Origin of the sequence: Paenibacillus sp. AN1007 (assembly GCF_040702995.1) — a bacterium.
GTDB lineage: Bacteria > Bacillota > Bacilli > Paenibacillales > Paenibacillaceae > Paenibacillus.
Genome location: NZ_CP159992.1, coordinates 6152162 through 6176453, shown reverse-complemented (window position 1 = coordinate 6176453; position 24292 = coordinate 6152162). Strand labels below are relative to the sequence as shown.

Sequence of the window (24292 nt, the reverse complement as noted above, 5' to 3'; positions counted from 1 at the left end):
TTCACCCCTTGTTTCATTTTTCACTTCAACCGTTTTATTTCTAATGCCCGTTCAAATGTTTCATGCACTGTTCCAGCGCCGCGGCCGTCTCATGCCATTGATTGCGCAGCTGTCCCTGCGGCCACACACAGTCCGGATTCTTTAGATCACCGTCGATCAGATGCAGCATCCAGAGCGAGAATACAATCGCATAAGCATCGTACCACTTTGCAAAAGAACCCCGTTCAACCTGTACGCCAAGGCTCTCCAGTTTGTCCAGATACACCTTCATCACGCGCGCCCGCAGCCCCGGCGTCATCGGTCGAGGAAAGAGTGGATGCGACAAATCCAGCAGATGATAAACATCCCACAGCGGCGTATTCAAGTGAGCATGCTCCCAGTCCAGGATGATCAATCTGTCCACCGCCTCAGCCACATTGCCGGGATGTAGATCACCATGACATAGTACCAGCGGCAACTCGTCCTCTGCCGTAAGGATTAGCATGGTGAGTCTGTCCCAGTCCGCTGCAGACAACGTCAGATGCAGTTTGCTTAGAAGTTCATCCGTTGCTGACTGATGCTGTTGCAGTTCATCCAGCATATCCCGGATGGGCGGTTTATGACCGACTCGCGGCAGTTCATGCCAAGCGGCAGCGAAGGGAAGTGCATGCCACTCTGCCATATGAGCCGCTGCACGAAGCATGGCCGATTCACATGATTGATGCTGCAGCTGTCCCATGTCTTCGTAGATCATCCAGCTCCGCTCCGGAGCCGCCGCCTGATCCGAAGCCGCGATGAGCTGCGGATACACCGGAGGTAACTCCGGCATCACATGCTTGTACATCCAGCGTTCCCGTCCATGCTGCGCAGGATTCGTCAGCGGTTTGAAAATATAAGTCTGACCCGACCGAGCAGTAAATCGTTCCACATGTCTGCCGTTCATGCCCTGATAGAGCAGCTGCCGGCCTGCGATCTGCTGCTCGTCTAATGTTCCTTCGGATGTCACCCAGCGCTCCGGATGCTGCTTGCTCTCCATATAATTTACGTTCTGTGTACGCTGCATGGCCTGCATGTCTTGGGAGCTCTCCGCATGCTTCATAAACTTCTCCTCCTCTCTGTCTAACTGTTCCGTACAGGATTTCTATTCATCATACGTTGCAGGCGAACGGCCTGCAAGTGGTCCTTCTTACTGGAAAACAGAGACATATTACGAGATCGTTTATCCTATCACCGCTAAATGGCCGCCATGTTTGTACCCGTGCAGCTCATTCCTTTCCGATCTCTCTGTGCACAATGATATAATGGAATAGCCGATTCCAAGGGTACACCTTTACATAGGAGGAACAACTATGAGCATTGTACTAATGCCTGAAAAAGTAGATTTTCGCATCTCCACAACCGATCTGCATGCCACCTATACGGAGTCTGGCGGTGTAACTTTACGTGTAGATGTACAGACGCGTGAGGATATGCCTCTCGATCAATACCGAGAAGCAGAATTTACTTTCAGCACCGCTGCTGAACTGCGATGCGTTACGCTCAATTTCTTCGAGCTGTATGCAGGTCAGGTAGAAGGAATTCCTCACACTGAGGATGTACTTCACTTTTGGGAGTCAAACGGCTATCACCCCGATCCCGGCTTTTATCAGGTCGTGGATTCACCCATTCTAGACGAAAAAAAAACGCTATTCGATCCCCGTAATCGCCTTGATCTGAAGCATTACCTTGTCGCCGGGTATGACAGTTATGTAGAGGTTATCGCTTCATCTTATCTAATTGAAGTGAAGAATAAGGGTGAATGCTAAGAATAAGGCATTCAGGTTATGACTGGATTCTAATCCCGATTCCAGTCATAACCAAAAGGACCAGTCCGATAAAATTCGACTGGTCCTTTTGGTCATTCCCTTTTTCATCCATGTATAACCAATGCAGACTGCTCTGATTATTTTGGTTTGCTTGGTATGCTTCATCATTCACTCAAACACAATTCGGCCTGACGGATGCTCGGGCAGAATGGAGGACACCAGCTGCCGGACAGCAGGCTGATCCGACTCCAAGATGGAATCCGTGGCATCCCCCGTATAGACCAGCCTTCCCTGATCCATCACTGCGATGCTGTCACAGATGGTCAGCGCGGCACGGATGTCATGTGTGATAAACAGATAGGACAGCCCGTACGATGCTCGCAGCTCTGCCAGCAGGGACAGAATCTGTGTCTGGTGCACCATATCCAGACTGCTGATCGATTCATCGAGCACGATCAACTTTGGCTTAAGTGCAATAGCTCTGGCAATGTTCACCCGCTGCAGCTGCCCGCCGCTGAACTGATGTGGAAGTTTGCCCGCATCCTGCGGGGTGAGCCCGACCTGAACAAGCAGCTGTTCAACGATGCGCTGCTGCTCCTTAGCTGACAATCGCTCGTAATTATCCAGCGGCTCTCCAATGATCTGTGCTGCTGTCATCATCGGATTCACAGCCGAGTAGCAATCCTGGAAAACAACCTGCAGGTCACGACGCAGCCCTTTAAGCACTGTTTTATCCGCTCGGTAGATGTCCTGGCCCTGGAAAAACACCTGACCCTGACTTGGTCTTTCCAGCCCCAGAATGATTTTGCCCAAGGTGCTTTTACCTGCCCCACTCGTTCCCAGAAGACCTAGACATACACCTTGCTCAATCGTAAGAGAAACATCGGTCAGAACAGGAGGGCGTGATCCCGAACGTTCCAGCCAGCTCCGCTTGCCATAACGATGACTTACTTCATTTACTTTTAACATCCGGTTGGTCACCCTCCTTCCTTGTTCAGACCCATTCACCCAGAGCGCTCCGTAAAACTCTACACCCATCCTGTCCTCGGCTCGGCTCTAACAAGTCCCCGCACGATTAGGACATATTGACCCCTGAAGCCCGTGACAGCATGCCCCGGTCTACTCCTTCAGCAGCCAAAGACAACTTCTAGTGTCCCAGAGACAACTTCGGCCGAGCATGGAGCAGCATCCGCGTATACTCATGCTGTGGATGATCGAACAATTGGTATACATCTGCCTGTTCGATGATCCGCCCCTTCTGCATAACGGCGACTTCGTCTGCCATCTGAGAGATGACGCCGAGATCGTGGGAGATGAGCAGGATTGATGTGCCGTGCTCCTTGCGGAGCCGATCCAGTTCTCGCAGCACATTTAACTGGTTCACCACATCCAGCGCTGTCGTTGGCTCGTCGGCAATAACAAGAGCAGGCCTCAGACACATCGAAACGGCAATCATGACACGCTGCAGCTGACCTCCGCTGAGCTGGAAAGGATAACGTCTCATCAGCTTTGCCGGATCAGGCAGGTTCATATCAGCCAGCGCAGCAATGGCTTGATCCCGCGCCTCTGCTTTGGACATCTTTGCATGGGTTCGCAGCGTTTCAATGAATTGAGAGCCGATCGTATACACGGGGGTGAAAGCATTCATTGGATTCTGCATAATGAATCCGATATCTTTGCCCCGGATCCGCCGCATTTCTTCTTCCGATAAAGAGCTGAGTTCTCTCCCGTTCAGACGAATGTTGCCCGACGATTCCATTCTGCGGGGATGAAGCAGGCGCAGCAGCGCGTTACACGTCACGGTTTTGCCGCAGCCACTCTCCCCAACCAAGCCAAATACCTGACCTCTTTTCAAATTAAACTGAACAGGTTCCAGTAACGGGACGGCTCCCTCCGCTGTCTTGAGCTTAACCTCTAGATCACGCACTGCAAGTACAATCTCTGCCTCGTCCATCGTCACACTCCCCCTTGTTCAGTTAGTTTCACGATTACTTTTTGGAAATACCATAACGCTCGGATAATGCCTCTCCCAAAATGTTAAACGTCATTACAACCAGCAGAATAGCTGCACCCGGATAGATCATCAGCTCTGGATGACTGCGAATATACCCTGTGCCTTCATGAATCATGGCTCCCCACTCCGCATTAGGCGGCTGAATGCCAAGTCCCAGGAAGGACAGGGCCGAGATATCCATGATCGCCCAGCCCATCTCCAGTGTCCCCATAACAACGATAGGACGCTGCACATTGGGAATGATATGTTTGCGGATGATCGTCCAGGTGGAAGATCCGCTGATTCGAGCGGCTGCAATAAAATTTCGTTCCTTTAAGCTGACAACCATATTCCGGCAAATCCGTGCATAATGTACCCACTGTACCATCATGAGCGCCAGCAGAATCTGCATTAGACCTGGACCGAATATTCCTACAATGCCCAGCACCAATACCAACTGCGGAAATGCCAGTATACCTTCACATAAACGCATCAGCACATTGTCGATCCAGCCGCCCAGATAACCGGAGACGGAACCAACGATCAGTCCGATAATCAAAGACGACAGGAAGATCATCGTGGCAAATCCAATCGAAATCCGCGCTCCATAGAGAAGTCTGGAGAGGTTATCCCTTCCCAGATGATCTGTGCCAAGCCAGTGCTCGGCAGATGGATCCTTCAGCTTCTGCAGCAGATTAACCTTCACAGGATCATGTTGTGCAATCCATGGAGCCAGCAGTGCCAGGATGAAGAATAGAATGATCATAGCAGAGCAAATCCAAATTATTTTTTTCCCTCGAAACATCGTTCGCCATCGGTTCATCAATGCTCTGCCCGTCCTTTCGCTGAAATCCGCGGGTCCATATACAGCTGCACCAGATCAACGATCAGATTACATACGATGAACAGACAAGCCGAGATAAAGACATAACATTGGATCACCGGAATATCCCGGTTAAAGATCGCTTCCACAAAGTAACGTCCAAAGCCCGGCCACGAGAAGACTTGTTCTACGATAATCGTTCCGGTTAACAGCCTGCCCATAGTCATACCCATTCCTGTAATAAACGGAGTGATGGCAATCTTGAGCACATGTTTCAGCATGATAACCCGTTCACGTATGCCGCGGGTTCTGGCGTACTGCACATACGATTCCTGCAGCTGCTCCAATACACTGGTGCGCAGCATACGGGTGTATAACGCAATCATCACCATGGAAAGCGTAAGCGTAGGCAGCACCAGGTTCTCCCAGGAGCCGCGCCCTTCGACGGGAAGCCAGTCCAGTTTGACTGCAAAAAAGAAAATAAGCAGATAACCCAGCCAAAACTGCGGAATAGAAGCTCCAAAATAAGATATGGCCCGGCTGACCATATCAATCCAGCTGTTTTTGTATACCGCCGCCAAAATCCCCAAAGGAATGCTCACCAGTGCAGAGAATATAATGCTCCACAAGGCCAGTTCTGCCGTGGCTGGGAATTTATCCATCACCTCATCGATCACCGGTTTGTTGGTGAGATACGAGGTGCCGAAATCCAGCTGAGCTATTCTCTTCAACGTATCAACATACTGAGTGAATAAAGGGCGATCCAGACCGAATTCATGCCGCTTCTCTGCCAACAATTCTGGTGTTGGATAGATATGTGCTGCTGTGAGATACGCTTCGGCCGGATCAACCGGTGAAATATGGATCAGCCCAAAAGTGACAAGTGTAGCGATAAAAACGATAGGAATGATCGCGATCATTCGTTTACCTATATAGCCGATCACCAAACTTTCCTCCCCTTTTACCCTGCCACACAAGCTCTTGTTGCCTGATGTGTTATCTCTTTTCTGAATTTTCTTTATGATTACGGATTGCTCAGCTGCATTCCCACAAACGGATTCTCATCGCGGTTCGCCGGGAAGACAAACTTAGCAATTTTCTTCTGATATACAGCTGTTTTCTTCACATAAGAGATCGGTACAATGGCCGATTGCTCCTGCAGTGTCGTCAGGATGGATGTATACAGTTCCTGACGTTTCTTCTCGTCTGTAGAGGACAGTGCTGCGTGCACCTGCTCGTCCAGTTCCTTCTTCATCGGCAAAGCAGTAAGTGTCTCGGAGATTCCGAATCCCGGGCTTGCTACGACGTTAATGAAGGAATGCGGATCGTATGGTGCCCCGTAATTGTACCAGAAGTACAGATCGAAATCATTGGCTTTCAGACGTTTAATCTGTACCGTTAGTTCAAGTCCGGTAAGGTTTACTTTGACCCCCAGCTCGCTCCATTCCGCCTGAATGGTTTCGCCCATCGCTTTTTGAATCGGATCGGTTTTATCAAAAATCAATTCGAATTCCAGCTTCTGTCCGTCTTTCTCACGCACCGTTCCACCAGCCGGCATCTTCCAGCCTGCTTCGTCCAGCAGTGCTTTGGATTGCTCCACGTTATATTCAATCGGTTTCAGGTCCACATCGGTATACGGATAGTTTTTGGACAGTGCCGTATCAGCCGGTTCTTCCAGACCCGACGTAACGCCTTCCACCATTGCTTTCTTGTTGAAGCCCTGCTGCAGTGCCTTCCGCACTCTCACATCGGACAACTTCGGATTCGAAGAGTTCAGCAGCAGGTCACGAGTACCTACAGGGTCAGACAGTTCGCTTACATATTTATCGTTCTCGCGAAGCTGTTGGAACGCATCCAGACTGATCACACCTTCACCGTAAATCAGATCCAGATCGCCTTTTTCAAAAGCAAGCACACGTGTCTCTGCATCGGGGATGATTTTCACAGTAATCTGATCAAATGCGGGTGCAGTTCCCCAGTAATTCGGGTTACGTTTGAAGACCGCGTACTCATCTTGTTTATAATCAGCCAGCATCCATGGCCCCGTACCAACTGGCTCTTTGATGCCTTTGGATGTATCCCCGTCATCCGGGAATCCAGCCGCACCGAGGAAGCGGAACGGACGTACAACGGACAAATCCTGAAGTACAGGATAATACGGCTCGGTAAGTGTCATGCGGAACGTACGGTCATCCACGACCTCGATTTTGTCCAGCACGCCAATAATACCCAACCAGCTGTGTGTTTTTTTATTTTTCATGATGGAATCAAAATTCTTCTTCACAATTTCCGCATTAAAAGGCGTGCCATCGGAGAATTTCACCCCTTGGCGCAGCTTGAATGTATATACTTTGCCATCATCAGAGATGGTCCAGGACTCCGCAAGTGCCGGCTCCAGTTTACCATCCTTCTGGTAACTGATCAGCGGCTCATAGATCATGGATTGGGCAAACAATTGGGACGGATTATACGTATGCGGATTCATTGTACCGATATCACGCGGCCAAGACATCGTAATCGACTTCGCCGAAGACGCCTGATCTCCCGAAGCAGAAGAAGACGCCGAACTGCTCTCTTTATTACTGCAACCCACGATAAATAACAGCAACAACAGTGTTGTCACCATCATAAGGGTAGTAGAACGTTTGTGTTGTTGTCCTAACATAGATATAAACCCCTTTTCTCTCTTCTCTCATTCTTCACCTGATCATTATCGTGATAATGATTCTCATATTCATTAAGAATATGAAGTAGCCTCCCTTTTGTCAACAAAAATCGACATAGTCTGCATCCATATTAAATAATTAAAGAAAGCCATCTCTGCTCATCCAAAAAGCTTCACGGATATCATATCTCCAGCCCGAATATGACCTTATAAAAAACGAGAAGCTGTTCCGCTTCTTACTCGCAGAACAGCTTATTTCTAGATTCATATGTTCTTCTAAAAAATCAATAGTTCGTCTTCAGCCAGTTATCCTTGGGCCAGGACAGCTTGCCTGCACCCGCACCATTGGAACCTGCAAGGCGTGCATCCAGCGCAGACGGATCGTCCATAGTATACGTGTATGGAAGGGATGAGAAGCCATTCCATGAGAACGGCTTGATTACGGCCGGGATCGGAGCCAGCGGGCTGCCTGCTGTATCACTGCTGCCGCGGAACGAGCTTCCATCCAGAGAGTAGATCGTATCTACCATGCGGATTTTACCTGTGTACACCGCATTAGCCGGGTCCGTCTGATTGTTGCGTACAGGGTACTGCACATCCTTGATCACTGATTTTTCAACCAGCACAGCGCCGCTTTCGGTGGAGATGGCGCCATTGCTGGTAATACCGAATTTGTAACCTTTAGAAGCGATAGCTGCTGCCATAGCGGTCGAAATACGCGATTGGGCAGCACGGGCATTCGCGGCATCCATGATGATGTTATACGCATGTGCATTACCGCCGCGCAGACGAGGCATGCGATCCTGAATGTCCTTATACAGATTGTGATGCAGCGTGATGGATAGATTGGCATTAGCCGGCTCCAGACTGGTTGCACCGACAAGATGACCTTTTTTCTGTGGACCGGAGATGGCAATGATATCTTCTTTACTTAAACCAACCGCGCTGCTGCGCAGGTAGTTGTACATTGGATAGGAAGCCTTGTTTGCTTCCATCTCATTAATCTGGCGGGTAACCCAGCTGTTTGCGCTGCCGTCGTCCCCTTTGAAGGTAGACCAGGAAATGGTCACGCCACTGGTTCCTTTTTTGGAATCGACGAGTCCGTCATAGGCTTTGTTAAACGTGCAGTGATCGATCCATACGCCGCTGCTGTCTTCCAGCGTAATGTAATCCCAATCGTTTTTGTCGTAGTCGCCCTTGGTGGACTCATCCCACTCCCACAGCTCATCGAATTCCAGGTTGCGAATCATAACGTTGGTGCTTCGTTTGATGGTAAGGGCAGCATGCTTGATCTTGGACCCGTTGGCGGAGAAAATGGTCAGGCCGTTGAAGCCGTCAACCGTAATTTTGCTGACGCCGGTCTGCTTCAATACAGGATGTGTAAGAGCGTCGTTATGCTTGGCAAAAGGCGACGTCTGCGCCGCGCTTGGAATCTCGTTCCATCCTAGTTCAAGGTCATTCATAATTTCGACAACTTTGACACCAGAGTTCTTTTTTAGCGCCAGCGCCAGATCAGCAGCATTGTACACTTTTTTGTACGTGGACGTGTTCGACTCACTGATGATCCCGCCGCCTGTATTGCTTGGGGAGAAACCAGTCAAATTATAATCTGCATTACCCGCTGCCTGCACACTCGCAGGTCCGGATAATAAGGCGAACCCCAGCGTGAGAGCCAGAGCCGTGCTGCATAAGCTTTTTACTGTTTTTTTCATCGAATTGATTCCTCCCGAAAGGTTGATATGGAGCTGTCCTGCCTGTCCCTCTGCGGCATGCCATGTCGCAAGTGACATATTCACAATGTAAATGGTGGGATTGATTACAACAATAATCCTGAACTCACATCTAAAGGAGGAATGGCGGAACGGAGGAGATCTGTGCCCGAAGCAACCTGGTATCGTATGAAGTTAACTTCTGAATCAGGATTTGCGGAAGGAAAGGAGTGATTGTGAAGGGATTAACATATCCTCGGAAAATGGAAATAAAAAAGACAGGACTGCATCCAATGCAGACCTGCCCGATTTTACTTTTTAATAGAACGTGTCCAGAAGCCGCCATGGAACTGTTTGGGCTCCACCGTAATGACAAACGCTTTGGGATCAAGAGCCAGGATGGTTTGATAGAGCAGCTTCTGATTTTTGCGTTTGGCGAGGATCTCCATGACAAGTCGATCTCCATCTCGTCCGCTGCCAACCCATGAGGTTACACCATATCCTTTATCCCGCAGAGCATTTGCCAGACCTCCGTCCATCTGATTGCAAATCACCTTAACCGTCACATATCCTAGTGCAATCTTTTCCTCAATCCACGCACCGAGCAGTACTCCAAGTCCATACCCCACTGCATACACAATCAGCGCCTCTGGCTGCTTCAAATAGTTAAGCACAAGGTTCAAGCCCAGCACATAGATCACAATCTCACCCATGCTGATCAAGGCGGCGATATATTTCTGGCCTTTGAGCGTTAGGATCATGCGAAGCGTATACGCTGATACATATACAATCTGGATCAAAAAGATAAATAACAGTATTTTAAGCAATGACATCCCTCTTTCTTGGCCTTTTTCCGTCAATCAGCCTTTATTACATGCTGCATGGCGAAAATTTGAATCCAGCGCGGCGAAACCTTTTAACAGCACCCGCTCCATACAGCTCATCACGTTCCTCTATCTCCATCATTGGACGTTATGCCATCTTCCTAAACGGCTTGAACTAAATTTTCAGGCGTCTGTCTTGTCCATGTGTACCGGAACTGCCATTATAAAACCCTTTGTACCGATGTTCAACCCGGCAAGGTATCAGGGGCGTTAAAGCCAAAGCTTGAATATGCTGTATGAACCATTGGAATAGGCAGTGTCCATATCCATACGCAGCAATATACAGCTTTGGTTGATCGACTTGATGCAGGCTTTTAGGGAATGGAGACGCCTTTGGCGGATACAGGAAGGAATAACTTTGAAGGAGGAGTATGTCATGCAGATCTGGCGGGAAATGGCACGTGGAGGCATGGAAGAGCTGGTTTTTTGCCACGACCCCTCCAGCGGGCTTAAAGCAGTCATTGCAATTCATAATACCGCCTTGGGCCCGGCTCTAGGGGGATGCCGCTGCTGGACCTATGCATCCGAAGAAGAAGCCATCCATGATGCGGTAAAGCTGGCCAAAGGCATGACCTACAAAAATGCCATGGCAGGTCTCCCTTATGGCGGCGGCAAGGCTGTTGTCTGGAATGAGACTGACGCTTCAGACCAGACACTGGCAGGGGAGCCAGTTGGCGAAAAGCTGGCAGACTCCGGGAAAGGCGATACGCTCGGCGGAAGGATGATGGACCCTGCGAAGGGCGAAGTGCTGCGTGCCCTGCGCTTTCGAGCGCTGGGACGGTGTTTGGAGCGGCTAAAAGGCCGATTCGTGACAGGGCTCGATCTGGGCACTACGGCGTCAGACATGGATCAGATCCGGTTGGAGACGGCATATGTGACGGATACCACAGGGTCACTCGGCGCACAGGATGACTTCACTGCCGACATGACTGCCTATGGCGTATACACCGGCATTGTCACCTCCCTGCGCCATCAGGGCGGAGCCGATCTGCAGGGCTTACCTGTTGCTGTCCAGGGACTGGGCAAGGTCGGGTATGCCCTGTGCCGTTACCTGCATGCAGCCGGGGCACGGCTGATCGTGGCAGACGTTGTACCGGAACGTGTACAACGTGCCCTTGTGCAGTTCAGCGGCGCCATCTCGGCCGATCCGGCCCGTATTCACGCCGCTGACTGCACGGTGTTCGCCCCCTGTGCCCTAGGGGGCGTGTTAACCCCGGCGACCGTGGAGGAGCTTCGCTGCTCTATTGTCGCCGCATGCAGGCGCGCGGCATCCTGTACGCGCCTGACTACGTGCTGAGCGCAGGCGGCATCATCAGCACCGCCTGCGAGCTGCAGGGCGCAGGGCCTGACCAGATCCGCCAGAAAGTGGCGGGGATTGCAGGCACGCTCAGCAAAGTATACACAGAAGCTGCGCAATCTGGGGTCTCCACTGCAGATGCAGCCGATCGTCTGGCCGAAGCCATCCTGAAATCCGGCCGGACCAAGTAAAATGCTAATGAACCCTAAGGAGTGTATCAGCTGTGGCAGCAGCAGCATTTCGTTAACTTTGCAGCCGGCTGGCTTCTGACCTGTTTTGGAAGTCACTTCCACCCTCAGGCACAATTCGTATGAAAGAATATACGGAGAATGTACATTGGATAATAAATATCGACATGTAAGTAACAACCAATATGCGTGTCGATGAAGTGAATAATAAATCAATCGTATTGATTATTAAAGCCGCACTACGGATACGGAGCCGCCTACATTATATCAATTATTTCCAAATAATACTTCTACACTTCATTACTTTGCGATACACTCTAACGATCTCAGGAGACGTTATTAGACCAATTTTCCTTGTTTATTCAAACTAACGATCTCCAGAGACGCTATTTTGCAAAAACCAGCTCTTTATCGAGCTAAAACACCCTCTTTTGCAGAAATAAGGTTACTGGAGATCGTTAGAATTCCTGAGGGCTTTTTATCGCTCAAATAAGCACATCTGAGATCGTTAGCGTCTCCAAGGAGCGTCACTCATCTTACTCCCTACTTACTTTACTTTACTTAATTATCCTACAGCACTTCACTATACTTCACAGTACTCTACAGCACAGAACTTCACTGCAGTTTACCGCACCTCAATTTACTGTCCTTTACGGCAATTTACTACACCGCCCTTTACTGCACCGCAATTCGCTCTGTCAACTTAACTCTACAGGACTTTACAGAACTTCACCGCAGTTTACCGCATTTCACTTTATTCTCCTTCAACGCACCGTTAAACACGCTGCTCCCTTTCACTTCACTCCACCCTACTTCTCTTTTACCTTTCGCCCAGTATCAACAATGATTATGCCATCTAAACCGATCCGACTTGCTCTTCGCTTCTTCAACTTGTTGACTCAAAGATAAGAAATCAAACCATTACTTGAATCTAACTTTGTACCAACGAGGACTTGTCCACCCCTGGTTTCTTCACTCGATACAGCAGTGTCCACAGCAGTGCATTCGCCAAGATCAAAATAACTCCGTAAATCCATACCCCTCCGGAGAAGGAGCGGAAAAGGACATGGACACCCCACAGTAAAGCAAACACCGGTATAGCAGCAAAGATATACCAACCATCACTTTGCTGCGCTATACTGAACGATTGGGAGAACGGCGGCCTTTGCAGCATAAACTTGCCTGATACCGGAATCAGTGCCGCAGCTGTGAGCAGTATAATGGAAACATCTGGCAAAACTCGAAGTCCGAATGTCCAGGTGAACACAATGCCATTCAACAGAAATACAGGTATGATTATATTGCTCAGGAATGCCTTCAAGGCTCCTCGATATAATACATTCTCATTAACCATCGGCGCTGCACGAAAAATCCATGATGCCTTGTACTGGCCGGAATATTTCAGCATGATGACGATGCTGATCAGAAGAACGAGCATAATGTACAAGGTATACACAAATGAACTTTGCCTGAATTCTGACCAGGTCGATGATTGTAAAGCTGTATACCAGAAAATATAAGGCATAACTAACGATAACCCTAACGATGGGTAAACTTTCAACTTGAACTCCCGTTCATTGCGCATCATGCTGGACGCCAGACGGAAGCAGGCTTGCTCTTCTTTAGAGCGACTGAACAGCTTGGCAGCCAGGCGATCCCACTTTCCCCGGCGGCGCTCTGAGGTCTGGCCGGAATGAGCCATTTTTTCTAAATACAGCTCAAAAGATGGCATAAGCTTCACGTAAATCATCAAACCGATCACCGGAACAACCACAGCAAGCGCTGTGAGTGTGTAGATCCATACTCCGCCGCCACCGGAGAAAAACCAATCATATGCGGCGGCATACCACAGCGGAGGTAACAGGAGCTGCCACCATGCCGGAGTGAACACCGCACTGAAATCAATCAAATCAAACGAGCGGATGACAAACTGATATCCAATCGCAATCCCAACCGAAAGCAGAATCTGCACCATATTAATCATGTCTTTCAGCTTCTCCCCGTCCAGAAACCTCATCATGAACAGATAGATGAGAGATGTGGTCACCATGATCAGGGTGCTGATCAGAATAATCTGTACCAGAAAGAGTAAAAAGAAACCAATCCCGTGCTTAACAAGCCCGGCAATCAGCGGCGCAGCCGTCACTGACCCTGTCAGCAGCACCAGATAGACCCCTGCGTGAATAGCTCGGGCCATCCCCACCGTTCGTGCATCGACGGGTTTGGTCAAAATAATGTTTCTATCCCGGATGTCGAGAAGCACGGATGAAAAATCCGAAATCATCGATGTCATAATCATAAACATAAGCACGCCAAACAGAATGCCCATCTGAAGCATGAATTGTCCTGTATTCCAGACCACAAAGGGGACCATGATTGCACCCATCAGGGCATACAGCCAGAGAGAGCGTACATACTGGTTACCTTCTTTGTTCTCCTTACTCTTTTGCCTTCCGGCCATAATCGTTGGCACTCTGCGCTGATCCATCTGGAACTTCACCCGCAAAATAAGGCGAAGCACATCATAATCAGCACCTGTCTTGGTGATCATCGGCCGAAAACGATCCAGAATTTTGAGCGTACGGAAATCGGAGGATTCCGCCATATTAGTTCACCTCCTGCACGATCGACACAAAGCGCTCAGCAATCGCCTTATGTTCATTAAAGCCTGTCAGTTGATTAAACACTTCCTCCAGCGACCCTTCCATGGATTGCTGCTGAAGCTGCTTGAACGTACCATCTGCCACGACACGACCCTCGGCAATCAATACAATCCGGCTGCTGATCTTCTCCACCACATCCATAATGTGTGATGAATAGAAGATGGTTGTACCTTTGGCTGATAACTGAGACAGAATCTCCTTCACCACCATCACACTGTTGGCATCCAGTCCGCTAAGCGGTTCATCCAGAAAAAGCAGATCAGGGTCATGCAGCAGCGCCGAGATCAGCAGCACTTTCTGACGCATCCCTTTGGAGAAGGAGGCAATGCGCGAGTGATAGGATTTCTCCAGTCCGAAACAATCCATCAGCAGCTTTGCTTTATAATCCGCATCTTCATAGGACAAGCCGTACAATTCTCCCGTAAACGTCAAATATTCCGCCGGAGTTAATTGTTCGTACAGTTCTGCCACTTCCGGCACATAACCGATTCTGCGTTTATACTCCACATCGCCATCTGCGATATCCTGTCCAAAAATACGAACGGTTCCCACATATCCTTCTACCAATCCCAGCAAAATTTTGACCGTTGTACTCTTGCCCGCTCCATTCGGACCGATATATCCAATCATCTCCCCGCGTTTCACTTCAAGATCGATGCCATTCAATACATAACGTCCGTTATACCTCATACGCAAGCCTTCAATTGACAGCACATGTTCTACGCCTATTCCTGATAGCATTTGTTCTCCAGCCACTTCGTTATCCAGCTCCTTATCTATATCATTTTCTACAATTCTACTAGTTTACCACAGTTTGGATTCAATGACCTATGAACGCTCTAATCTATTCCTTCCACGGGCATGGGGCAGCAGGCGAACCTTGGACAGACCTTAAGCAGGCAGTGTCACGCAGTTTCTCCCAACTAATCGCTGGATATGCACAGCAAAAAAGACGCTTCATTCGAAGCGCCTTCCTACCATTCTATCATTACACCGCACATAAGCTTTTATCTTAGACATACTATATTCAGTGAGTTAACGATTAATCCTCGTCGTCAAAATCCTGATCAACCGACAGCACCTTGCCCGTGTTGGCATCAATATCAACATCAGCCTCGCCCTGTGTCGTTCTCAGCTCAATCTCATAGACATAACGGCCGTTGTCACGATCCAGTTCAACCTTGGTCACTTTTCCACCAGTCACTTGTTTCAGCGCAATGTTCGATGCTTGTACAGCTGTCAATTTCACTTGATTGGAAGCAGACGCACTCGAAGTTTCAGCTGTTCCATTATCACGATAATCATCGTCATCGTCATCATCGTCATTGATCACAGCCAAAATCTTGCCCGTGTACGCATCCAGCCGAACCGATGCATCCGGGCTGCCTTTTCTGTCGATTTCGACTTCGTAGAACGTCTGGCCATTTCTGCGCTCCAGATCCACATCGTCAACTTTGCCTTCCACTGCCTTTAGCGCTATAGATTTGGCTTGTGATGCTGTCAGCAGCTTACCTGAGTTGTTCTGACTTGAACTCGTAGATTGAGCCGCTGAGGCTGGAGCGGACTGTGTTATTTCAGATTGTACTTTCGGAGCCTGTTGTCCGTTCATACTGCCGCTGGCTGCGACGGCTGATCCACCAAGCAGCACCGCTGCGGACAGGCTGCCGATCCATAGTTTATGTTTATTCATCATCATTCATCTCCTCACTGTTGTTCTCGTTCTCGTCTACAGTTATAGAATAACCTGAACGAATGAGAGATTAGCGAGAGAAAGATTAGAATTTGATGAGAAAATGAGGAGAGCCTGCTTACCCTTTACAGCGAATCACATAATTAAAGCCAAAGATCTTCACGAGTACCCTACGGCCGATCATATTTCATCACTCATTTCAACATCAATTAATCATCGTCCTTATCCCAAGTCACCGAACGGATGGCACCGGAGATCGCATTCACCTGCACCGTAGCCTCCCGTCCGTCTTCCAGATCAATCTCGACCAGGTAATATGGATTGCCGCTGTTCGTGCCGCGCAGCTCCACATCATCGACTTCACCGGGAATTCTCGCAAGTGCCTTCTGTTTGGCCTGCTTTTCACTTAGAAACTGCGGTTCTTTATCCATTTCTCCGGTTTGTGATGCAGGAGGTGACTTGATCGCTTTGGAGGAAAGAATCTCGCCCGTATATGGATCAATCGTCAGTTCATGACGGCCGTTGTCTTGGTCTTCCACCACTGCGGTGTACACAGGGCTGCCCTGCTGTTCAACCAGCTCCAGCGATACAAGCTGCTCACCGGCTCTTTGCTTCAGCAGCTCAGACTTCATCTGCTCACGACTCCATAGTGTCTTCTCCTGTACCTGCGGACTCGATTCCAGCCGTTTAATCGATTGAACCGCTGCCGTAAACGCATCGACCTGCACATCGTAGAGACCTGTCTCCGAACGAAGCTGCATCATATACGTGCCGTCCTTCAGCGTGGAATGAATAATCTCCCCCGGATATTGATCAAGTACGGATTGTGCTGCTGCATCGGCAGAAAGCTGCTCACCTGCAGGTTCCCACGGTCTCCACCACACCACAGCCGCAAAAAGTACCACAGCCAATATCCCGACTCCCCCCCAAAGCATCTTACCTGATCCGTATCCCGCGTTACTTCTATCTGTATTTTTAGTCCTACGTCCAGACTCATGTTCATGCTCACTTCGTGTCATTTCAGGCCGTTGTTCCTGCTCTGCCATATGCACTTCCTCCTCATTCTCTCCCACACCTTCACCTGTGCCGCCAGATTTGTCCATAACAAGGAAATATTCAAAAAATCCGGGGATCACAGCACACCCAATGTATACTGTCACTGAATTGTTCTATGAGAATATGCTTAGTTCAGATTAAATCACTATCCAGTATAGAGGGGAAGTATGAGAATTTCATGAGAGTGGGCTGAGTGAACGGGCTGAGCTTTCCAATCTGGATTGCGGCAAAATAATACAAGCCTCCGTACCAACACCCTCGGTACTGAAGAGTTTGATCTCTGCTCCGACAGCACCTGCCAGCTCTCTGGCAAGGGAAAGTCCAAGCCCGGACCCACGGGCGGTGATGCTTCGAGTTCTGGAGATATCCACCTGGTAGAAACGGTCAAATACCTTCTCAAGGTTCTCCTCCGACATACCAATCCCTGTATCGACAATACGGATTAGGCAGCTTCTCCCCCTGTGTCTCCACTTGAACTTTAATGGCATCTTCACTATATTTCCGTGCGTTATCCAGCAAAATAAACACCATCTGCTTCAGCTTGCTCTCGTCACTTATCGCCCAGACTGGACCTTGAGCTTCACAATAAACTTTGCGATGGTACGCTTCACGGAAGGCACGGGTGGAATCCGCAGCAAGTTTGGCGATATCTACGCGTACCAGCTGCACATTCCACTGCTCCGGCTGCTTGGCCAGCAGCAGCAGCTGCTCGGTCATCTCACGCATCCGGGCCGATTCAGACAGAATCGCTTCCACAGCTTCATCGAACACTTCAGGCCGCTCCTTGCCCCGACGCTGGAGCAGACTGGCGTAGCTCTCAATAATGGTGAGCGGGGTTTTCAGCTCATGCGATGCATCCGAAACGAAACGTTCCTGCCGTTCAAAGTTTGATTCCAGAAGCTCCATCATGCGATTGAACGTCTGGCCCATCGTTGTTAATTCATCCTTGGATTTCTCCTCCACCGGAAGCCGCTTGAAATGCCCACTGGCTTGAATATCACTCATTGTACGTGTCATTTGCTGAATCGGTCTTGTCATGCGGTTGGCTAAAATCCGGCTGGAAATCACGGCAGGAATCAGCGCAATAATGGTGACGATCACTAATACGGTGCGAAGGGTCGTAAGCCCGCCCTCTGTTTCGGCCACACTCTGGGTAACCTGCAGGTTGACTACTTCACCATCCGGCCAGATTAATGGCATGGAAACCCACACGTATCCGACCTGATCCACCTGGATGTACTCTGCTTTTTTCTCATTCTCATATTGATAAGAGAGCTTGCTGAGCTGCTCGGACGCAGCGGTTGTAGTTACCGGAGAACTGCTTCCATCCTCATGTACAATACGCAGCATGCCATTCACGGGCGCATAAGCCCGGAGCAGATCATCTGGCGGAATGGAGCCGGCTGACTGCCGTACCCCTGTGACGATAGATTCTGCCTCGGCTTCCACCCGTCTGATCTCATTATTAATGGATACTCGCTCAAATACGAGATATACAGACAGATTCACTGCGGTTAACAGCACGGCAAATAAAACCGACGAATATCCGTAGATTTTACTGCGCAGGCTCATGATTGCTCCTTCAGGACGTATCCTACGCCCCTTACGGTATGTATTAAGGGTGGTGTGAATCCGTTATCCACCTTCTTGCGCACATAACGGATATACACATCCACCACATTGGTATCGCCATAATAATCGTATCCCCACACGGATTGCACAATCTGATCCCGGCTGAGTACCTGACGCTGATTGCGCAGCAGATATACCAGCAGATCGAACTCACGCGGGGTAAGCTCAATCGCTTGTCCGTTTCGAAACACCTCACGTGTTCCCTCGTTCAGCTTCAAATCCGCGGCAGTTAACCATTCTTCCTGCCCTTCATACAGCTGATTCGCCGTTCCCTGTTCCGGCTCGTGTCCAGCTGCGTTAGACATCGCTCTTGCTGAAGCAGCTGCAGCAAGCCGCAGGGCTGCACGAACTCTTGCCAGCAGTTCTTCGATCTGAAACGGCTTGGTAATATAGTCATTGGCACCTAGATCTAACCCGGACACTTTGTCTTCCACCGAATCCTTGGCTGTCAGCATGAGGACTGGGACCGCTGCATCTCTGGCTCGGATCCGCCTTAGAACCTCAATGCCGCTCAGGCCAGGAAGCATGATGTCCAACAGGACCAAGTCCCATTTCCCTTCCATGTACTTTTCCAGCCCTTCCGTCCCACTCCCTGCCTTGGTGACCTGATATCCCTCATACTGCAGCTCCAGTTCAAGCAGTCGTGCAATCTTGGGCTCATCCTCAATGACCAGCACAGCCTCATTCATGCTGACTCCCCCTCAATCCGTCATATCAATCTCCCGTTATTCTACAACATCTGTTCACAGTTTGCCCAAAGCATCCGGTACGGCGTCATTTCCAGCTACCAGATCAAAGGCCATTCGGTAGGTTTTCTCTTCCTGCAGAGAAGCTGCAATTACACGCGCCACATCCTCACGCGCAATGCTGCCCGGTTTCAGGTCCGCACCTACGCTCACCTTGCCAGTGCCCGGTTCATTTTTCAAACCTCCGGGACGAATAATGGTATAGTTCAGCTCACTGGCAAACAGCGCCCGATCTGCAAAATGCTTCGCCACATAATACGGCTTGATCTCCTCCGGCCATTTGCTGCGCTGATCGGCACCATAGGCGCTGACCAGAATATATCTGGAAATACCTTGTTTCTCTGCAGCCTCCATCGTTTTCACCGCACCGTCCAGGTCGATGAGCAGTGTTTTGTCCGCGCCTGTTGAACCGCCGGAACCTGCTGTAAAGATAATGGCATTCTGATCCTTCATCACTTCGGCAAGCTCATCAACTGTGCCCTCCAGATCACCCATGACCACCTGGGCACCAAGTTCCTTCAGTGCGTCTGCCTGCTCCGGCTTGCGAATCATGGCCGTGACCTGATGTTTACCTTCCTGGGCCAACTGCTCCACCAAGTGTTTACCAATCTGTCCGTTTGCTCCAATCACCAATACATTCATCGTTCATTCTCCTCTCAAATGCGCAAAGAGCACCGTCGCTCTCTGACTATAATATGACGCATCCCCATCTTATCTTTTAAACGAAAGCCGGCGCTTCTAAGCGCAGACTGCCGGTGCACCACTTCTATGCACCGTTCTTGTTTCTTTCCCTTTTCGTTTCCGTCTGGTTTCGATCCGTTTCTATCATTCCATTAATATCTGTATAACGATCCATGTTCATACCTATATGTGTTCCGTACCTTGATCTGAAGAATTTCATTTTATAGAAACACAAAAAAAGGGCACCTGATAGGCGCCCTTTAACGTTGGTGTTATAGATTAATAAGCCAGTGCGAACAAGCCATGGATGTGGGACAGGTAACGGATGTTACTTGCTTCTTTCATCATGGTTGCAGGCAGACCTTTCAGGCGAGTCTGGTTGCCACCGATCATGCCGACAGCGTCTTTACGACCCAGACTTCCCAGTGTACCGGAGAAGATTGGCGAGAAGGATTCCATTGCGCCACCTTTGAACATTACGCCCAGGTTGTGACCAATGGTTTCGCCCATTTGCCAAGCCAATTGTGCTGTTGGAGGGTACGGACGAGCGCCTTCGCTAGGGAAGACCACTGCGCTGTCACCAGCAACAAACACGTCTTTGTGAGATGTAGATTGCAGCACTTCCGTTACTTTTGCACGGCCGCGATCCACTTCAATTCCACTGTTTGCAACAACCGCATTACCTTGTACGCCGCCTGTCCATACGAGTGTGTTCGTAGGGATCGAGCTGCCGTCTTTCAGCAATACTTCGTTTTCTTTCATCTCGGTAATCGCTACGCCAACGATGAAGTTCACGCCGCGTTTTTCGAGACTGGATTTCGCGCGATCCACCAGCTCTGGCGGGAAACCAGCCAGAATGGAAGGACCTGCTTCTACTGTATAGAGGGAGATATCATTGAAATCGATACCTTTCTGTTGGCATACGCCTGGCAGAAGGTCAGCGAATTCACCAACCAGTTCGATACCTGTCAAACCGCCGCCGCCAATAACAAACGTAGCGTCTGCTTTGTTGCCGGATTGTTTGTATGCATCCAAACGTGCTTCAACATGTGCACGAATACGGTTTGCATCGCTAACCGATTTGAGCGTGAAGCTGTACTCCTGCAGTCCCGGAATTCCGAAGAATGCTGTTTCGCTGCCCAGAGCAACGACGAGTGCATCGTAAGAGTATGTGGAGCCGCTGGTCATGAGAACTTTCTTCTCGTCCGGTTTGATTGTATCCACCGTATCGATTTTCAGGTTCACATCTTTACCACGCAGCAATTTTTCAAGCGGGAGAGCAACAGCTTGCTCAGCAATGCTTCCTGCAGCAAGACGGTGCAGTTCCGTAATAATTTGGTGCGTAGGATAACGGTTCACGACTGTAATTGTCGCTTCTTCCGGAGTCAAGTACTGACGCGCAGTCAGCGCAGTCAACAGACCGCCGTAACCTCCACCCAAGATCAAAATTTGCTTCGACATATCCATCCTCCGTTCTTTCTAAGTCTTAACGTTTCGATTGTTGACGCTCGTTCAAGATGCTCAGGAAAGATTGAGCAAAACGAAGCGATTGCTGTACGTTTGGATCTTTAAGCATTTTGAGCATAGCGAACAGGCCAACCGAAGTTTGCTCCGTTTGCGCACGGTCATTTGCCTCGATGGCAGCAGAAGCTACACCTTTAGCTTTGTCTACAACAGGTTTAGCGAACTCACCCATTGCACTCATCGTGTCGCTGATCAGAACTTTGTCTGTAGCGATACCTTGTGCGAAGTCGTAAGCTTTCGTCATTGCAGTAACCATTTCAGCCAATTTAGGCAGGTTCTCCACCAAGACAGTTAAAGACTCCTGTACCTCAGGCTTCATCAGTTGATCCAGTACGTCCAGGGACTGGCGCTCGGCGCCTTCTGTTACCGGCACCTCTTGTTGAGTAGGCGATTGTGACATAAGAGAAAGTCCTCCTTTACTTTGGGATAGAAGTCCGCAACTTTCATGATGCCTGTCAAGCTGAGCCGAACCACAAATACATCAATACACTAAATGTACCAAATTTCACACATTAGGATAAGCGCAGCCAGAGACCACTCTCACGTATGCATGGTATGTTGGGTCTATTGCGCACAACACATGTTGACGCACAAAACGACAAGCAGGCCGAAACCGAACTCTATACCCTTATATTACACCTCTTACACATGAACATGAAAAAGAAATTTTTTACACTTGTGAAGATATTGTGAACATTGTAACAAAATCGATCTTTTTGTCAAGGTGTGCGGACTCGTCAGGAATGGCCTTTATTCTTTACCAAACCCCGTAAGCTACCATATGTGGTATTAAGACATGATCACAACAAACCATATGTACGAAAAGCACATATGAAAGTGCATGATGAACGTTTTTTCAGGAGTGGATTCCCAAAAATTTACCGTTCATGCAACGAATTTGGTCACTTTGGTTATTATGCAGCGATAGCCCCGCCCTTATTCTTGCAGTTCAAACATCTTTCCCACTCAAGTATGAACATCTTCGCACGAGAATGCAAAAACACACAGCAGACTTACATGCCATGTGCCTAATCTGTATCTTGCAGATTCCGCTCCATGTTCTCCAGCGCAGCCAGCATCTCTTCGAGAATGGTTACAGCAGAATACTCCATCTGCTCCACATCATGCAGCACAGAGATGGCCTTGTCTGCATGAACTTTATGATTCGGCTTCCCGCCATCGGGGAAGGGAAAATACTGCACTAACCTATATAATCTGTCTGCGATTAAACGATACTGCTCCTCTGCCAATTGGCTTAAAGCAATCAGGCGGTTCACATCCATTCTCATCCGTACATCCTGAACATCATTCAGACGTACTTTGGTCTGTTGATCAGCTGACTCTGTCCACAGCTGCGATAATTCCCTGAAGAACTCACGGGCATAATGCCTTGCATCGCGCAGCACAGCAATATTATAAGCATGTCCATTAGGCTCGACTTTCCCCTCCCTCAAAGCCTCCCGCCAAGCGGCATACGCACCCAAGCCGCAGATCGTACCTGGCATTGCATAAGGGTCATACCCCTTATAGTGTGCCAGAATAACCTGAAGCACGGCTTGAACATGAATCTCCTCCCGCATACGCTCCGGTTCCACCGTCAGCACAAAGATTTCCTCATTCACACCCCTCCCCAGATGGTCATATGGAACTGCAGCTGCCTGAATATAATCCACACCATGCAGTTTACGAATCTGATCATCATAGCCATAGATCAATCCGAACTCAGGAATGTTCAAATCCCACACGACCGCTGGAAGGCCCCTGGATACCGAGTAGCGAATCATTGAAAGTGCCCGAACCAGTCTGGGGTTCAGTATGCGCTTGTCCTTCGCAGCATCCTGCAGCCATGCGGGATCAACCAGATTAGCATTCAGTCCGGCTTCACTGGAAGCTGCCTCAACAGCAGAAGGAAGATAACCCATGTGCCGCAGTCCTCTGCCCAGCACTTCTTTAAAATTATAAGCCGTGGGTCCCGCAATATGGATATCGGCTGGATATATGGTGATCCGAAAGGCCAGCCCGCTGCAGCCCATAACCATGGGTAGAGATACCGACGGACCTATATAGCTTAACATCTCATGAATGGCTGCTGCTGCAGAGCTACATGTCTGAGGAGATCGGAATGTCTGCGGTTCCCTCAGCACCACACACTGGAGTAGGGAAGGGATGTTCTCTGTCAGCATTTCATTCACAGCTTGCTGAATATGATGCCTGGTTACCTTTTTGCGGGAACGGGACAGGATCTGATACACATTAGCTGTAGATAGATTGGTATGAATTGCAATTTCCTGGGGTGACATATGTTCAATCCAGTGATGATAACAAACAAGCCGTTCCTTCTCATGAAGTCCAGCCAGCAGTTGATAAATATACTGATTCAGGTCCTGGGCAGCGGCTGCGTAAAAAGGGTCGCGAAACTGTTCTTGTGCATGCAGCTGGGTGGGACCGATCCATTGGTTCAGATGCTGGTCCAAGGAATCCTGTTCACTCCAGAAAGCCCCGACGGATGAATGGTCCCTTTTGACTGCAAAAGACGAAAAATATTGTTCTTTCAAACGGATTCTTCGCTGTACTTGAGAATATGCCTGATTTTTCACAATTCGCTGCAGCCAGGCGAGCAGACGATCAGCATCCAGCAGTTGATCCATATGCATGAAGGCACGAATAAGACCTTCCTGTACCACATCATCTGCAAGGCCTTCATCCTGTATGATGCCTCGTACGAAGCGATGCAGCTGTGAACGATATCGACGCACCATTTCTTCAAATGCCTGACTGTCTCCCTGCTGGATGTGCTGCACAATGATACGATCCGGCATCCCGGAGTAATCACCAGAGATCCATGAGTGATGGTCAGACCTTTGAGCTGTAATGTCCTTATATTGTTTGCCAGTCGGTACTTCATGCATATCCCTGTCTCCTCTCTATACAGTCATAAACCGGATCTGTCCCTTCTG

21 protein-coding genes are annotated in these 24292 nt (G+C 49.2%); 2 read left to right on the top strand and 19 right to left on the bottom strand.

The genetic code is table 11. The features are described from left to right. Window positions 1-40: 40 nt before the first annotated feature. Window positions 41-1078, bottom strand: a complete 1038-nt coding sequence (locus ABXS70_RS27690; protein WP_366292530.1) for an aminoglycoside phosphotransferase family protein — start codon at window positions 1076-1078, stop codon at window positions 41-43. A 250-nt stretch (window positions 1079-1328) separates the two neighbouring features. Between ABXS70_RS27690 and ABXS70_RS27685 the strand changes: the two genes are divergently transcribed. Then, a complete protein-coding gene (locus tag ABXS70_RS27685) occupies window positions 1329-1784 on the top strand; it encodes a hypothetical protein (protein WP_366292527.1) in 456 nt (151 codons plus the stop codon). 168 nt (window positions 1785-1952) lie between these two features. Here the strand turns inward: ABXS70_RS27685 and nikE are convergent, their stop codons facing one another. The 7 genes from nikE to ABXS70_RS27650 form a co-directional block, all read right to left on the bottom strand. Beyond that, window positions 1953-2753, bottom strand: coding sequence for a nickel import ATP-binding protein NikE (gene nikE, locus ABXS70_RS27680; protein WP_366292524.1), 801 nt, complete (start codon window positions 2751-2753; stop codon window positions 1953-1955). Between the two features lie 178 nt (window positions 2754-2931). After that, the gene (locus ABXS70_RS27675; RefSeq protein WP_366292521.1) at window positions 2932-3738 is read right to left on the bottom strand and encodes an ABC transporter ATP-binding protein; all 807 of its coding nucleotides are present in this window, start codon (window positions 3736-3738) and stop codon (window positions 2932-2934) included. Between the two features lie 34 nt (window positions 3739-3772). Further along, window positions 3773-4603 carry a nickel ABC transporter permease subunit NikC gene (nikC, locus tag ABXS70_RS27670; RefSeq protein ID WP_366292518.1) on the bottom strand — a complete coding sequence of 277 codons (831 nt, stop codon included), beginning with the start codon at window positions 4601-4603 and terminating at the stop codon, window positions 3773-3775. Continuing rightward, window positions 4600-5544: a nickel ABC transporter permease subunit NikB gene (nikB, locus tag ABXS70_RS27665; protein WP_366292515.1), complete on the bottom strand. Its 945-nt coding sequence runs from the start codon at window positions 5542-5544 to the stop codon at window positions 4600-4602. The genes nikC and nikB overlap by 4 nt, the downstream gene beginning before the upstream one ends. An 80-nt stretch (window positions 5545-5624) precedes the next feature. Further along, the gene (gene nikA / locus ABXS70_RS27660; protein WP_366292512.1) at window positions 5625-7265 is read right to left on the bottom strand and encodes a nickel ABC transporter substrate-binding protein; all 1641 of its coding nucleotides are present in this window, start codon (window positions 7263-7265) and stop codon (window positions 5625-5627) included. A 284-nt stretch (window positions 7266-7549) separates the two neighbouring features. Then, window positions 7550-8977, bottom strand: a complete 1428-nt coding sequence (locus ABXS70_RS27655) for a hypothetical protein (RefSeq protein WP_366292509.1) — start codon at window positions 8975-8977, stop codon at window positions 7550-7552. Between the two features lie 308 nt (window positions 8978-9285). Then, window positions 9286-9801: a DUF2179 domain-containing protein gene (locus ABXS70_RS27650; protein ID WP_342553327.1), complete on the bottom strand. Its 516-nt coding sequence runs from the start codon at window positions 9799-9801 to the stop codon at window positions 9286-9288. 313 nt (window positions 9802-10114) lie between these two features. On the opposite strand from ABXS70_RS27650, the gene ABXS70_RS27645 reads away from it, so the two are divergent. Then, the gene (locus tag ABXS70_RS27645) at window positions 10115-11155 is read left to right on the top strand and encodes a Glu/Leu/Phe/Val dehydrogenase dimerization domain-containing protein (protein WP_366292506.1); all 1041 of its coding nucleotides are present in this window, start codon (window positions 10115-10117) and stop codon (window positions 11153-11155) included. A gap of 1119 nt (window positions 11156-12274) precedes the next feature. Here the strand turns inward: ABXS70_RS27645 and ABXS70_RS27640 are convergent. From ABXS70_RS27640 to ABXS70_RS27590, 11 genes are all read right to left on the bottom strand, one after another. After that, entirely contained in the window at window positions 12275-13948 is a 1674-nt protein-coding gene (locus ABXS70_RS27640) for a hypothetical protein (RefSeq protein ID WP_366292503.1), read from the bottom strand. Between the two features lies 1 nt (window position 13949). Next, window positions 13950-14747 carry an ABC transporter ATP-binding protein gene (locus tag ABXS70_RS27635; protein WP_342556473.1) on the bottom strand — a complete coding sequence of 266 codons (798 nt, stop codon included), beginning with the start codon at window positions 14745-14747 and terminating at the stop codon, window positions 13950-13952. A 301-nt stretch (window positions 14748-15048) separates the two neighbouring features. Beyond that, window positions 15049-15702 carry a PepSY domain-containing protein gene (locus ABXS70_RS27630; RefSeq protein ID WP_342553330.1) on the bottom strand — a complete coding sequence of 218 codons (654 nt, stop codon included), beginning with the start codon at window positions 15700-15702 and terminating at the stop codon, window positions 15049-15051. A gap of 203 nt (window positions 15703-15905) precedes the next feature. Beyond that, on the bottom strand, window positions 15906-16742 hold the full coding sequence (locus ABXS70_RS27625) for a PepSY domain-containing protein (RefSeq protein ID WP_366292500.1): 837 nt from the start codon (window positions 16740-16742) through the stop codon (window positions 15906-15908). A gap of 186 nt (window positions 16743-16928) precedes the next feature. Beyond that, on the bottom strand, window positions 16929-17168 hold the full coding sequence (locus ABXS70_RS27620; protein ID WP_366292497.1) for an ATP-binding protein: 240 nt from the start codon (window positions 17166-17168) through the stop codon (window positions 16929-16931). After that, entirely contained in the window at window positions 17149-18324 is a 1176-nt protein-coding gene (locus tag ABXS70_RS27615; RefSeq protein WP_366292494.1) for a HAMP domain-containing sensor histidine kinase, read from the bottom strand. The genes ABXS70_RS27620 and ABXS70_RS27615 overlap by 20 nt, the downstream gene beginning before the upstream one ends. Beyond that, window positions 18321-19073, bottom strand: a complete 753-nt coding sequence (locus ABXS70_RS27610) for a response regulator transcription factor (RefSeq protein ID WP_366292489.1) — start codon at window positions 19071-19073, stop codon at window positions 18321-18323. The genes ABXS70_RS27615 and ABXS70_RS27610 overlap by 4 nt, the downstream gene beginning before the upstream one ends. Before the next feature lie 54 nt (window positions 19074-19127). Further along, a complete protein-coding gene (locus ABXS70_RS27605) occupies window positions 19128-19772 on the bottom strand; it encodes an SDR family oxidoreductase (protein WP_342553334.1) in 645 nt (214 codons plus the stop codon). Window positions 19773-20090: 318 nt separating this feature from the next. After that, complete coding sequence (locus ABXS70_RS27600; protein ID WP_123064009.1) at window positions 20091-21272, bottom strand: NAD(P)/FAD-dependent oxidoreductase; 1182 nt, start codon at window positions 21270-21272, stop codon at window positions 20091-20093. 25 nt (window positions 21273-21297) lie between these two features. Then, on the bottom strand, window positions 21298-21735 hold the full coding sequence (locus ABXS70_RS27595) for a DUF1641 domain-containing protein (RefSeq protein ID WP_342553335.1): 438 nt from the start codon (window positions 21733-21735) through the stop codon (window positions 21298-21300). A gap of 628 nt (window positions 21736-22363) precedes the next feature. Then, entirely contained in the window at window positions 22364-24244 is a 1881-nt protein-coding gene (locus tag ABXS70_RS27590) for a sigma-70 family RNA polymerase sigma factor (protein WP_342553336.1), read from the bottom strand. Window positions 24245-24292: the final 48 nt, after the last annotated feature.